This window comes from Streptomyces sp. ISL-43 (genome assembly GCF_018614195.1).
GTDB lineage: Bacteria > Actinomycetota > Actinomycetes > Streptomycetales > Streptomycetaceae > Streptomyces.
In genome coordinates this window covers 25038-36507 of sequence record NZ_JAGGOT010000041.1, presented here as the reverse complement: position 1 = coordinate 36507, position 11470 = coordinate 25038, and the positions used below count along the sequence as shown (strand labels likewise).

Here is an 11470-nt window from a genome sequence, read left to right as displayed (position 1 = left end):
CGTGCTGGCAGCCCTGCACGGCCTGGGCTCCCCCCACCCCGGCCCCGCGCCCCTCCTCCCCCCGCACCCGCTCGGCACCCTGCCACCACCAGGGTGATCCCCCTTCTCCGTGACAGGAGTTGCCCCAGATGAGCCGTGCCCGAATCCGCCTGGCGACCGCGGTGCTCGCCTCCGCCCTCGCCATCGGGACCCTGCCCGCCGCCGCGTCCGCCGCGCCGGCGAACAGTGCCACCGCCTCGCGCCACCACCAGCAGGCGGAGACGATCCGCCAGATCCCCCTCCAAGGCGCGGTCAACGTCCGCGACCTCGGCGGGTACCGCACCTGGACCGGCGGCAGGGTCCGCCAGGGCCTGGTCTACCGCTCCGACGCGCTGGGCAAGCTGACCGCGGCGGACATCACCTCCGTCTCCGGTCTCGGCCTCACGAAGGTCGTCGACTTCCGCATCCCGATGGAGGTCCAGTACGACGGCGCCGACAAGCTGCCCGCCGGACTGGCCGCCACCGCCCGCCCGGTCAGCGACCTCGGCCTGTACGGGACACTGGTCGGCGCGATATCCAGCGGTGACCCCGTCAAGCAGGAGCAGATGCTCGGCGGCGGCCGCGCCGAGGCGTACATGCGCGACATCTACGAGACGTTCGTGAGCAGCCCCGACAACCGTGCGCAGTTCGCGGTCACCCTCCGCGAGATCGCCGACGGCAATCAGGGCCCGATGCTCTACCACTGCACCTCCGGCAAGGACCGGACGGGCTGGATGAGCTACGTCCTGCTGCGCGCCCTGGCCGTCCCACAGGACACCGCCGAGGGCGACTACCTGGCCTCGAACACCTTCCGCGGCGCGTACGACGCGCAGGTGCGGGCGGGTCTCAAGCAGTCCGGCCGGATGCAGAACCCGGATCTGCTGATCCCGCTCCAGGAGGTCCGCCAGGACTACCTGGACGCGGCGACCGCACAGATGGAGGCCGACTACGGCAGCTTCTACGGCTACCTGACCGAAGGCCTCGGCCTGGACCTGAAGACCTTGGCGAAGCTCCAGGCCAAGATGGTCCGCTGACCGTCCGGACACACGAAAACGCCGGGCAGCGCGTGGATCGCGCTGCCCGGCGTCGTGGTGTTCGCGTCGTCGCAGATCAGGCGGAACGGCGACGGGCCTGGCCCGCGCCACCCACCCGGCTACGGGCCGAAGCGGCGGCAGCACCACCGGAGGTGCTGCCTCCGGTACGCCGGCCGCGCTCGCCGGAGCCGCCCGCGGCGCCGCCCTGGCCGGCCTGGCCACGACGGGGCTGACCGGATCCGGAGGCCGGGGACTGACCGGCGGCCGCGCCGCCGGCGCCGGAACGGCGGCCGCGGCCGCCGCCGGCGGCCGGAGCCGCGCCCGTACCGGAACCCGTGCGCGGACCGCCCGAGCGGCGGCGCGCGCCGGAGCCCGAGCCGCCGCCGGCCTGGCCGGCGGAGCGCTGGCGCGGCGGGGTCGGCTGCGGGACGTCCAGCACGATCGGGATGCCCGAGGGCTCCTTGGCGCCGGTGATGCGGGCCAGCTCCTCGTCGGAGGACTTGATCTGCGCGGTGCGCGGGGAGATCCCGGCGTCCGACATCAGACGGGTCATGTCGCGCTTCTGGTCCGGCAGGACCAGGGTGACGACACTGCCGGACTCGCCGGCACGGGCGGTACGGCCGCCGCGGTGCAGGTAGTCCTTGTGGTCGACCGGCGGGTCCACGTTGACGACGAGGTCCAGGTCGTCGATGTGGATGCCGCGGGCGGCGACGTTGGTGGCGACCAGCGCGGTGACCTCGCCCGTCTTGAACCAGTCGAGGGTCCGGTTGCGCTGCGGCTGCGAGCGGCCGCCGTGCAGGCCGGAGGCGCGGACACCGTCGGCGAGGAGCTTCTTGACCATGCGGTCGACGCCGCGCTTGGTGTCGACGAACATGATCACCCGGCCGTCGCGGGCGGCTATACGGGTCGCCACGGCCTTCTTGTCGGTCTCGTCCATGACGTACAGGACGTGGTGCTCCATGGTGGTGACCGCACCGGCCGACGGGTCGACGGAGTGGCCGACCGGGTCGTGCAGGAACATCTTGACGAGCTTGTCGATGTTCTTGTCGAGGGTCGCCGAGAACAGCATGGTCTGGCCCTCGGGCTCGACCTGCTTGAGCAGCGCGGTGACCTGCGGCATGAAGCCCATGTCGGTCATCTGGTCGGCCTCGTCGAGGACCGTGATGGCGACCTGCGAGAGGTCGGCGTCACCGCGGTCGATGAGGTCCTTGAGGCGGCCGGGGGTGGCGACGAGCACCTCGGCGCCGCGGCGCAGGGCGCCGGACTGCCGGTTGATCGACATGCCGCCGACGACGGTCGCGATGCGCAGGTTGACGGACGTGGCGTAGGGGGCCAGCGCGTCGGTGACCTGCTGCGCGAGCTCGCGGGTCGGTACGAGGACCAGCGCGAGCGGCTGCTTCGGCTGTGCGCGGCGGCCGCTGGTGCGGGCCAGCAGCGCCAGGCCGAAGGCCAGCGTCTTGCCGGAGCCGGTGCGGCCGCGGCCGAGCAGGTCGCGGCCGGCGAGCGAGTTCGGCAGGGTCGCGGCCTGGATCGGGAACGGCTCGGTGACGCCCTGGGCGGCGAGGGTCTTCAGCAGCGCCTCGGGCATGTCCATGTCCTCGAACGCGGCCACCGGCTCAAGGGCCGGGGTCAGCGGGTCGGGCATGGTGAATTCTTGGGGCCTGGCTACGGGGGCGGACTTCTGCCGTCCCGCGCCAGCCTTCGGACGTCCCTGAGCCGCACCTCGGCCCCGGGTGGGGCGGCGGCTGGGTCGTGCGGAGCTGGAGCTGGTCATGCGAGAAAGCCCTCCTGAAACCGGCAGGTAAAACAAAGGTCGAAACAGCAGACAAGCCGGGGCCCGCACCTACTCGGTGCGGACCCCGGCGTGCTGAATACGTCAGGCAGGCAGGATGTTCTCGGCCTGCGGGCCCTTCTGGCCCTGGGTGACGTCGAAGGACACGCGCTGGCCCTCGTTGAGCTCACGGAAGCCCTGGGTGGCGATGTTCGAGTAGTGGGCGAAGACGTCCGGGCCGCCACCGTCCTGCTCGATGAAGCCGAAGCCCTTTTCCGAGTTGAACCACTTCACGGTGCCAAGTGCCATTTTTGAATCTCCTGAATAGGCGGCAAAGGGCCCCATCCGGAGATTCCGGCAAAACAATAAAAGCGCCTGTCGGAGCATTCCCGTCAGGCGCACATAAAGTTCATGGGTACCACAACTGCAACGAGCTCTAAGCTAGCACACGTCGGTCGGGGAGTGTCGCTGCGAGCATGTGACCTCCGTCCCGCGTGGCTCCGGAGCGCAGTCTGCCGCCCACCTCCGTGAGGGCCGCCCGGAGCCCCGGAAGGCCCATCCCGCCTGAGTCGAGGACGATCCGCTCCCCCTCCGGGGCTGTGTTCACCACGTCCAGCCGAACGTCTCCGTCCTCGGCGAACAGATTCATCCGAACGGCGGAGCCGGGGGCGTACTTGGCGGCGTTGGTGAGCCCTTCGCGGACGATCCGCAGCAGGAGCCGCCCGTCGGCCGGCGGGAAGGGGCCGAGGCCGGGCCGGGTCCGGTGGGTGATCTCCATGCCGGTGTCGCGCAGGTTCCGGGCCAGGGAGCCGAGGAAGCGGCCGACGTCCACGGGCGAGGTGTGGGCCTGGCTGCCCGACGGGTCGGTCAGCATGTCCAGCACCTCTCTGACCTCGGTCATGGCGGCCCGGGCCGATTCCTCCACGGCCTCGGCGCCCTCCCGCACCCGGGGGTCGGCCCCGGCGTCCAGACGCAGGGCGGCGGCCTGCATCGTGAGGGCGGTGAGGCGGTGGCCGAGGCCGTCGTGGGTGCGCTGGGCCAATCGGGTGCGCTCCTGTACGACGGCCAGGTCGGCCGCCTGGTCGACCGCGGCGTGGGCCTGACGGGCCCGTTCGCGCAGCGCGGCCATGACGCGCCGGTTGCGGCGCACGGTCTCCCCGTACAGGGCGGGCACGAGGATGGAGCCGAGCACGAAGGAGGCGGGGTCGCGGCCGGCGTACCGGGGCGCGTGGACACCGCCCCGCCCCGCCCCGCCCCTACCGCGCGCGCCCCTGGAGCACCGCCGCCCGGCACTGCGCGGGCGTCCCCCACGCGTCGCGCAGCGGGCGGGCCTTGCGCAGCCACAGCGAGAGGTCCAGCTCCTCGGTGTAGCCGACGGCGCCGTGCAGCTGGAGCGCCGTCATGGCCGCCGCGTACGCCGCCTCGCCCGCCGTCAGCTTCGCCGCCGCGACCTCGTCCGGGGCGAGCGACAGGGCGGCCGCCCACAGCAGCGGCCGGGCGAACTCCAGGCCGAGCAGGGTGTCGGCGAGCCGGTGCTTGACCGCCTGGAAGCCGCCGATCGCGGTACCGAACTGCGTGCGCTGCTTGGCGTACTCCACCGTGCGGGCGAGCAGTGCCTCGCCGGTTCCCAGGCACTGGGCCGCCGTCAGCAGCCGGGCCCAGTGCCCGGCGGCCTCCGCCGCCGCGGTGACGGCCGGGCCGGCCGCCAGCAGCTCGCCGCCGCCGTCCGGCAGGGCCAGGCGCCGGGCGGGGTCCAGGGAGGTCCGCGGCGGTGCGGCGGCGCCGGACAGGCGCAGCTCCCCGGCCGGCGACACGGTGAAGAGGTGCGTGGCCGCGTCCGCGTCCAGGGCGTACGGCCCCCCGGCCGGGAGGGTCAGTGTGGCCGAGGTCTCCCCCGCCGCCAGGCCGGGCAGGAACCGCTTGGCGAGCGTCTCGTCCCCGAACCGGGACAGGAGTACGGCGGCGGCCGCCGTCTCCACCACCGGGCCCGGCATGCCGGCCCGGCCCAACTCGACGAATCCTAGGGACAGTTCCAGCGGGAGCGGGCCGACGCCGTCGTAGGCCTCGTCCACCGCGAGCGCGAACAGGCCGCTCCGGGCGAGCCGCGTCCACAGCGCCCGGCCGGGGGTGTGGTCGCCCGCGCCCCAGGCCCGTACCGCCGCCGGGACGTCCGAGGCGCCGAGCAGGCCGTGCAGGCTGCGGGCGAAGTCCGACTGTTCTTCGGTCGGCAGGAAGCGCATCAGCGGCGGCCCTTCGGGAGGCCGAGCAGCCGCTCGGCGATGATGTCGCGCTGGATCTCGTTGGTGCCCGCGTAGATGGGTCCGGCGAGGGAGAAGATCCACGGTTCGGCCCAGGCGCCGTCCGCGAGCTCCGCGTCGGGGCCGAGCAGGTCCAGGGCCGTCTCGTGCAGGGCGATGTCGTACTGGGACCAGAACACCTTGTTGAGGCTGGACTCGGCGCCGATCGTCTCGCCGGCGGCGAAGCGGGAGGCGTTGGCCCAGGTGAACAGCTGGTAGGCGCGGGCGCCGACCACCGCGTCGGCGACCCGGTCGCGCAGCGCGGTGTCCGCCGGGTCGCCGGCGCCGTGCCACAGCCCGACGAGGCGGTCGGCCGCGGCGAGGAAGCGGCCCGGGGCGCGCAGGGTGAGCCCGCGCTCGTTGCCGGTGGTCGACATGGCGATGCGCCAGCCCTGGCCGGGCTCGCCGATCACGTCCGCGTCCGGCACGAAGACCTCGTCGAGGAAGAGCTCCGCGAAGGCGGGCTTGCCGTCGAGGCGGCCGATGGGCCGCACGGTGACGCCGGGGGCGCGCAGGTCGAACATCAGGTAGGTGAGTCCCTGGTGCGGTTTCGGGGCGTCCGGGTCGGTGCGGAAGATGCCGAAGGCGCGGTCGGCGAAGGCGGCCCGGGAGGACCAGGTCTTCTGTCCGGACAGCAGCCAGCCGCCCTCGGTGCGGACGGCCCTGGACTTGAGGGAGGCGAGGTCGGAGCCGGATTCCGGCTCGGACCAGGCCTGGGCCCAGATCGTCTCCCCGCTCGCCATGGAGGGCAGGACGCGGGCGCGCTGCTCGTCCGTCGCGTGGTCGAAGAGGGTGGGGGCGAGGAGGTTGATGCCGTTCTGGGAGACCCGGCCGGGCGCGCCGGCGGCCCAGTACTCCTCTTCGAAGACCAGCCAGTGTTCGATGCCGACGCCCCGGCCGCCGTACTCCTGGGGCCAGGAGACCACCGACCAGCGCTCGGCGTGCAGGAGCGCTTCCCATTCCCGGTGCGCGGCGAAGCCCTCCTCGGTCTCCAGGGAGGGAAGGGGGGCGGCCGGCACGTGGGCGGCCAGCCAGGTGCGCGCCTCGGCCCGGAAGGCCTCCACGTCCGCCGAATGGTTCAGGTCCATCAGGTGTTCGCCTCCTTCAGGGCGGCGATGTTGACGCCGCCGAGCGAGTCCGCGGCCGTCTCGGCGTTGTGGGCGTGCGCCAGGTGGTGCAGGCCGAAGACGGAGTCCATGCCGGTGTGCATGCCCTGGAGGTCCTCGGCCTGGTTGACCGCGCGCTTGGTGAGGGCGAGGCCGAAGCCGGGCATCTCGGCGATCCGCAGGGCGAGGCGGTCGGTCTCCTCGGCCAGTTCGGCCCGTCCGACGACGCGGTTGACCATGCCGATCTCGTGCGCGCGCCGGGCGGGCATCCGGTCGCCGGTGTACAGGAATTCCTTGGCGATGCGCGGGGGCATCGCCCACGGGTGCGCGAAGTACTCGACGCCCGGGATGCCCATGCGGACGACGGGGTCCGCGAAGAAGGCGTCCTCGCTGGCCACGATGAGGTCGCAGACCCAGGCGAGCATCAGCCCGCCGGCCACGCACGCGCCGTGGACGGAGGCGATGACGGGCTTGGGCAGCTCGCGCCAGCGCCGGCACATGCCGAGGTAGACCTCGGATTCGCGGGCGAAGCGGGATTCGGCGCCGGGGCGCTGCGAGTGGTCCCACCACAGGCCTGCCCGGCGTTCGAAGGGCAGGTGTGCGTCGCGGCCGGGGGTGCCGATGTCGTGGCCCGCCGAGAAGTGCTCGCCGGCCCCGGCCAGGACGACCACCTTGACGTCGGAGTCGTCGGCGGCGCGGTAGAAGGCGTCGTCGAGGGCGTAGGTCATCGCGCTGTTCTGGGCGTTGCGGTAGCGAGGGCGGTTCATGGTCACGTACGCGACCGGGCCGCGGCGCTCGTAGAGCACCGGCGTCTCGGAGTCGGGGGCGTCGGGGTCCTCGGGGGCGTCGGGCATCCGGCTTCCATCCTTCACGGACAAGCTTCCCTAACAAGTGTTTGGTAGGTTAACGTACGGCCATGAGCAGCGTCGAGGAGTTCCGCAGCGAGGTTCGCAGTTGGCTGCGGGCCCACCTCACCGGCGAGTTCGCCGCCCTCAAGGGACGCGGCGGACCGGGCCGCGAGCACGAGGCCTTCGCCGAACGCCTCGCGTGGGAGCGGCACATGGCGGCCCACGGCTGGACCTGCGTCGGCTGGCCCGTCGCGTACGGCGGCCGCGGCGCGAGCACGGAGCAGCAGATCGCCTTCCACGAGGAGTACGCCCTCGCCGACGCGCCCGCGCGCGTGAACCACATCGGCGAGCAGCTCCTCGGCCCCACCCTCATCGCCCACGGCACCGAGGAGCAGCGACGCCGCTTCCTGCCGCCCATCCGGGCGGTCGAGGAACTGTGGTGCCAGGGCTACAGCGAGCCCGGCGCCGGCTCCGACCTGGCGGGCGTCCGCACCCGGGCCGCCCTGGTGGACGGGGACTGGGTGGTGGACGGACAGAAGATCTGGACCTCCCTCGCGCACGAGTCCCAGTGGTGCTTCGTCGTCGCCCGCACGACGCCGGGCTCCCTGCGCCACGCGGGACTGTCCTACCTGCTGGTCCCCATGGACCAGGAGGGCGTAGAGGTCCGGCCGATCACCCAGCTGACGGGTACCTCCGAGTTCAACGAGGTCTTCTTCGACGGGGCCCGCACGGACGCCGCCCACATCGTCGGCGCGCCCGGCGAGGGCTGGGCCGTCGCCATGGCCACCCTCGGCTTCGAGCGCGGCGTCTCCACCCTCGGCCAGCAGGTCGGCTTCCGCCGCGAGCTGGAGAACCTGGCCGGACTGGCCCGCCGCAACGGCGCGATGGCCGACCCGCTGATCCGCGACCGGCTCGTGCGGGCCTGGATCGGCCTGGAGACCATGCGCGCCGGCGCCCTGCGGCCCGGCAGCGCCCCGTCGGCCGCCAAGCTGTACTGGGCCCGCTGGCACCGGGACCTCGGCGAACTCGCCATGGACGTGTGCGGCTCCGCCTCGCTCGTCGCCGCCGGGTCGTACGGGGACCCGTACGACCTCGACGACTGGCAGCGGCTCTTCCTCTTCTCCCGCTCCGACACCATCTACGCGGGCTCGGACGAGATCCAGCGCAACATCGTCGCCGAGCGGATCCTCGGCCTTCCCAAGGAGGTACGGGCGTGAACGCACCCGAGTACGTGTCCGGGCACGGGCTGCTGGCGGGCCGGACGGCCGTCATCACCGCCGCCGCGGGGGCCGGCATCGGCGGGGCCACCGCCCGCCGGTTCCTGGAGGAGGGCGCCCGCGTCCTCATCAGCGACGCCCACGCCCGGCGCCTGAAGGAGAGCGAGGAGGCGCTGGCCGCGGAGTTCGGCGCGGACCGCGTCGCCTCCCTGCCCTGCGACGTCACCGACGAGGAGCAGGTCCAGGCCCTCTTCGCGCTCGCCGAACGGACCCACGGCGGCCTCGACGTCGTCGTCAACAACGCGGGCCTCGGCGGGACGGCGAACCTCGTCGACATGACCGACGACCAGTGGTCCCGGGTCCTCGACGTGACGCTGAACGGCACCTTCCGCTGCACGCGCGCCGCGATGCGCTCGATGCGCGCGGCCGGCACCGGACGCGGGGTCATCGTCAACAACTCCTCGGTCGTCGGCTGGCGCGCCCAGACCGGGCAGGCCCACTACGCCGCCGCCAAGGCCGGGGTGATGGCGCTGACCCGCTGCGCGGCGCTGGAGGCGGCGGAGTTCGGCGTACGGATCAACGCGGTCGCCCCGAGCCTGGCCATGCACCCGCATCTGGTGAAGGTCACCAGCGAGGAGCTGCTCGCCGAACTCACCTCCCGGGAGGCCTTCAGCCGGTACGCCGAGCCGTGGGAGGTCGCCAACGTCATCGTCTTCCTGGCCAGCGGCTACTCGTCGTACATGACGGGCGAGACCGTGTCGGTCAGCAGTCAGCACGCGTAGGCCGGCCCCGGCGTATGACCAGAATGGGCACGTGCCAACGAACAAGCCGACAGCCAAGAAGAAGCCCCAGGTGACGGCGTCGCCCGAGCGCCGCCGCGAACTCCTCGACATCGCCGCCGAGGTCTTCGCCGCGCAGGGCTACAACGCCACCACCGTCCGCAAGATCGCCGACGCCGCCGGCATGCTCGCCGGCAGCCTCTACTACCACTTCGATTCCAAGGAATCGATGCTCGACGAGATCCTCTCCGCCTTCCTGACCGAGCTGTGGGAGGGGTACGACACCGTCCTCGCCGCCGGTCTCGGACCCAGGCAGACCATCGAGGCCCTCGTCACCGAATCGTTCCGGGAGATCGACCGGCACCGCGCCGCCGTCGCGATCTACCAGAAGGAATCCCGGCACCTGTCGGCCCAGCCCCGCTTCCACTACCTCTCCGACTCGCAGGTCAAGTTCGAGAAGGCGTGGCTCGGGACGCTGGAGCGCGGGGTCGCCGCCGAGGTCTTCCGCGCCGACCTGGACATCCGCCTCACCTACCGCTTCGTACGCGACACGGTGTGGGTGGCGGCGTCCTGGTACCGGCCGGGGGGCCAGCACAGTCCCGAGGAGATCGCCCGCCAGTACCTGTCGATGGTGCTGGACGGCATCGCCACACGCACGTAAACCCTGAGGAGTTCTGATGCCCGAGGCCTACATAGTCGAAGCGGTACGCACCCCCGTGGGCCGGCGCAAGGGAGGCCTGTCCGAGGTCCACCCGGCCGACCTGGGGGCGCACGTCCTCAAGGCCCTCGTCGAACGGTCCGGGATCGACCCGGCGGCCGTGGAGGACGTGGTGTTCGGCTGCCTCGACACGGTGGGGCCGCAAGCGGGCGACATCGCGCGGACGGCCTGGCTGGCGGCGGGGCTCCCGGAAGAGGTCCCGGGCGTCACCATCGACCGCCAGTGCGGATCGTCGCAGCAGGCGGTGCACTTCGCGGCCCAGGGCGTCATGTCCGGAACCCAGGACCTGGTGGTCGCGGGCGGCACGCAGAACATGTCGATGGTCCCGATCGCCTTCGCCTCGCGGCAGGCCGGGGAACCGCTGGGCTTCACCGAAGGCCCCTACCTCGGTTCGGCGGGGTGGCGGGACCGGTACGGGGACTCCCCGATCAACCAGTTCTACGGCGCACAGCTGATCGCGGAGAAGTGGGGCATCTCGCGGGAGGACATGGAGCGCTTCGCCCTGCGCTCCCACGAGCGGGCGCTGCGGGCGATCGACGAGGGCCGCTTCGCGCGGGAGACCGTGCCGTACGGCTCCGTGTCGGTGGACGAGGGCCCGCGCCGGGACACCACCCTGGAGAAGATGGCGGGCCTGAAGCCGGTCATGGAGGGCGGCACGATCACCGCGGCGGTCTCCTCGCAGGTCTCGGACGGCGCGGCGGCGATGCTGCTGGCCTCCGAGCGGGCGGTACGGGAACACGGCCTGCGCCCGCGCGCGCGCATCCACCACCTGTCGGTCCGCGGCGAGGACCCGATCCGCATGCTGTCGGCGCCCATCCCGGCCACGGCCTACGCCCTGAAGAAGACGGGCATGTCCCTCTCGGACATCGACCTGGTCGAGATCAACGAGGCCTTCGCCCCGGTGGTCCTGGCCTGGCTGAAGGAGACCGGCGCGGACCCGGAGCGGGTCAACGTCAACGGCGGCGCGATCGCCCTGGGCCACCCCCTGGGCGCGACGGGCGTCAAGCTGATGACGACGCTCCTGCACGAACTGGAACGCACGGGCGGCCGCTTCGGCCTCCAGACCATGTGCGAGGGCGGCGGCCAGGCGAACGTCACCATCATCGAACGGCTGTAGCCTCCGGCGGGTCCGGCCCTCCCGACCGCGCCGCGTCCGCGCGCGGCGCGGTCGGGAGGGGCCGGGCAGCGGTCAGCGGTCAGCGCCGGGAGACGCGGGTCAGCGAGACCGTCTGGATCAGGACCAGGCCCCCGGTCAGCGCCTCCCAGAGGACCGGCTCCACCCGCCCGTCGGCAGGCAGCGCGTAGGCGTCCCACGCGTTGCTCCCGCACAGCGCGATCAGCACCGCGCCGACCGCGAGCAGGGTCCGGTGGACGAAGCCGGCATCGGTGCCGTTCGGCAGTCCGGACGCGAAGGCGAACAGCACCAGCATGACCGGCAGCCAGTGCGGCTGGGAGCCGCGCATCAGCAGAACGGCGGCGAACTCCGCTGCGAGCGCGAGGGAGTTGCGCACCAGCGCCCCGGGGACCGATATCGACATGCGCACATCATGCCGGTGATATTCGCGTGCGCGCCCGCCGGGGCGGCGTCTAGGATCCGGCTCAAGGGCTGGGTCGTAGCACAGAGGTAGTGCGCCTACACAGCATGGAGGAGGACGCCGGTTCGAATCCGGCCGCCCAGCCCC

The 11470-nt window shown here is 72.7% G+C and carries 12 protein-coding genes and 1 tRNA gene; 6 read left to right on the top strand and 7 right to left on the bottom strand.

From position 1 onward, the window contains the following. The first annotated feature begins 128 nt into the window (after nucleotides 1-128). Entirely contained in the window at nucleotides 129-1052 is a 924-nt protein-coding gene (locus J7F03_RS23850) for a tyrosine-protein phosphatase (RefSeq protein WP_214952699.1), read from the top strand. Between the two features lie 76 nt (nucleotides 1053-1128). Here J7F03_RS23850 and J7F03_RS23845 read toward each other — a convergent pair whose 3' ends face one another. The 6 genes from J7F03_RS23845 to J7F03_RS23820 all read right to left on the bottom strand — a co-directional run bounded on the left by J7F03_RS23845 (nucleotide 1129) and on the right by J7F03_RS23820 (nucleotide 7080). Continuing rightward, nucleotides 1129-2826 (bottom strand): DEAD/DEAH box helicase, encoded by a 1698-nt coding sequence (locus tag J7F03_RS23845; RefSeq protein ID WP_214952697.1) that lies wholly within the window; start codon nucleotides 2824-2826, stop codon nucleotides 1129-1131. A gap of 102 nt (nucleotides 2827-2928) precedes the next feature. Then, nucleotides 2929-3132: a cold-shock protein gene (locus J7F03_RS23840; RefSeq protein WP_112447913.1), complete on the bottom strand. Its 204-nt coding sequence runs from the start codon at nucleotides 3130-3132 to the stop codon at nucleotides 2929-2931. A 127-nt stretch (nucleotides 3133-3259) separates the two neighbouring features. Further along, nucleotides 3260-4015, bottom strand: coding sequence for a histidine kinase (locus J7F03_RS23835; RefSeq protein ID WP_214952695.1), 756 nt, complete (start codon nucleotides 4013-4015; stop codon nucleotides 3260-3262). A gap of 64 nt (nucleotides 4016-4079) precedes the next feature. Continuing rightward, complete coding sequence (locus J7F03_RS23830) at nucleotides 4080-5063, bottom strand: acyl-CoA dehydrogenase family protein (protein ID WP_214952693.1); 984 nt, start codon at nucleotides 5061-5063, stop codon at nucleotides 4080-4082. Further along, nucleotides 5063-6208: an acyl-CoA dehydrogenase family protein gene (locus tag J7F03_RS23825; RefSeq protein ID WP_214952691.1), complete on the bottom strand. Its 1146-nt coding sequence runs from the start codon at nucleotides 6206-6208 to the stop codon at nucleotides 5063-5065. The genes J7F03_RS23830 and J7F03_RS23825 overlap by 1 nt, the downstream gene beginning before the upstream one ends. Further along, on the bottom strand, nucleotides 6208-7080 hold the full coding sequence (locus tag J7F03_RS23820; protein WP_214952689.1) for an enoyl-CoA hydratase: 873 nt from the start codon (nucleotides 7078-7080) through the stop codon (nucleotides 6208-6210). Before J7F03_RS23820 ends, J7F03_RS23825 begins: the two co-directional genes overlap by 1 nt. 62 nt (nucleotides 7081-7142) lie before the next feature. Here J7F03_RS23820 and J7F03_RS23815 point away from each other — a divergent pair, with 62 nt between their 5' ends. From J7F03_RS23815 to J7F03_RS23800, 4 genes are read left to right on the top strand one after another with little or no spacing between them, the layout of a single operon-like run. Beyond that, nucleotides 7143-8291 carry an acyl-CoA dehydrogenase family protein gene (locus tag J7F03_RS23815; RefSeq protein ID WP_214952687.1) on the top strand — a complete coding sequence of 383 codons (1149 nt, stop codon included), beginning with the start codon at nucleotides 7143-7145 and terminating at the stop codon, nucleotides 8289-8291. Then, nucleotides 8288-9073, top strand: a complete 786-nt coding sequence (locus tag J7F03_RS23810; RefSeq protein ID WP_214952685.1) for an SDR family oxidoreductase — start codon at nucleotides 8288-8290, stop codon at nucleotides 9071-9073. The genes J7F03_RS23815 and J7F03_RS23810 overlap by 4 nt, the downstream gene beginning before the upstream one ends. Nucleotides 9074-9104: 31 nt before the next feature. Beyond that, a complete protein-coding gene (locus tag J7F03_RS23805; RefSeq protein ID WP_214952682.1) occupies nucleotides 9105-9731 on the top strand; it encodes a TetR/AcrR family transcriptional regulator in 627 nt (208 codons plus the stop codon). Nucleotides 9732-9747: 16 nt separating this feature from the next. Then, nucleotides 9748-10905 carry an acetyl-CoA C-acetyltransferase gene (locus J7F03_RS23800; protein WP_214952681.1) on the top strand — a complete coding sequence of 386 codons (1158 nt, stop codon included), beginning with the start codon at nucleotides 9748-9750 and terminating at the stop codon, nucleotides 10903-10905. 79 nt (nucleotides 10906-10984) lie between these two features. On the opposite strand, the gene J7F03_RS23795 is transcribed toward J7F03_RS23800, so the two are convergent. Further along, a complete protein-coding gene (locus J7F03_RS23795; RefSeq protein ID WP_214952679.1) occupies nucleotides 10985-11326 on the bottom strand; it encodes a hypothetical protein in 342 nt (113 codons plus the stop codon). A gap of 67 nt (nucleotides 11327-11393) precedes the next feature. Here J7F03_RS23795 and J7F03_RS23790 point away from each other — a divergent pair. Beyond that, nucleotides 11394-11468, top strand: a tRNA-Ala gene (locus J7F03_RS23790). The last annotated feature ends 2 nt before the right edge of the window (nucleotides 11469-11470 follow it).

What these genes read in the sequence shown, in the direction of transcription:
- J7F03_RS23800 (WP_214952681.1), top strand. Translation starts at nt 9,748, where the DNA reads ATGCCCGAGGCCTACATAGTCGAAGCGGTACGCACCCCCGTGGGCCGG.
- J7F03_RS23795 (WP_214952679.1), bottom strand. Translation starts at nt 11,326, where the DNA reads ATGTCGATATCGGTCCCCGGGGCGCTGGTGCGCAACTCCCTCGCGCTC.
- J7F03_RS23830 (WP_214952693.1), bottom strand. Translation starts at nt 5,063, where the DNA reads ATGCGCTTCCTGCCGACCGAAGAACAGTCGGACTTCGCCCGCAGCCTG.
- J7F03_RS23820 (WP_214952689.1), bottom strand. Translation starts at nt 7,080, where the DNA reads ATGCCCGACGCCCCCGAGGACCCCGACGCCCCCGACTCCGAGACGCCG.
- J7F03_RS23850 (WP_214952699.1), top strand. Translation starts at nt 129, where the DNA reads ATGAGCCGTGCCCGAATCCGCCTGGCGACCGCGGTGCTCGCCTCCGCC.
- J7F03_RS23840 (WP_112447913.1), bottom strand. Translation starts at nt 3,132, where the DNA reads ATGGCACTTGGCACCGTGAAGTGGTTCAACTCGGAAAAGGGCTTCGGC.
- J7F03_RS23845 (WP_214952697.1), bottom strand. Translation starts at nt 2,826, where the DNA reads ATGACCAGCTCCAGCTCCGCACGACCCAGCCGCCGCCCCACCCGGGGC.
- J7F03_RS23825 (WP_214952691.1), bottom strand. Translation starts at nt 6,208, where the DNA reads ATGGACCTGAACCATTCGGCGGACGTGGAGGCCTTCCGGGCCGAGGCG.
- J7F03_RS23815 (WP_214952687.1), top strand. Translation starts at nt 7,143, where the DNA reads ATGAGCAGCGTCGAGGAGTTCCGCAGCGAGGTTCGCAGTTGGCTGCGG.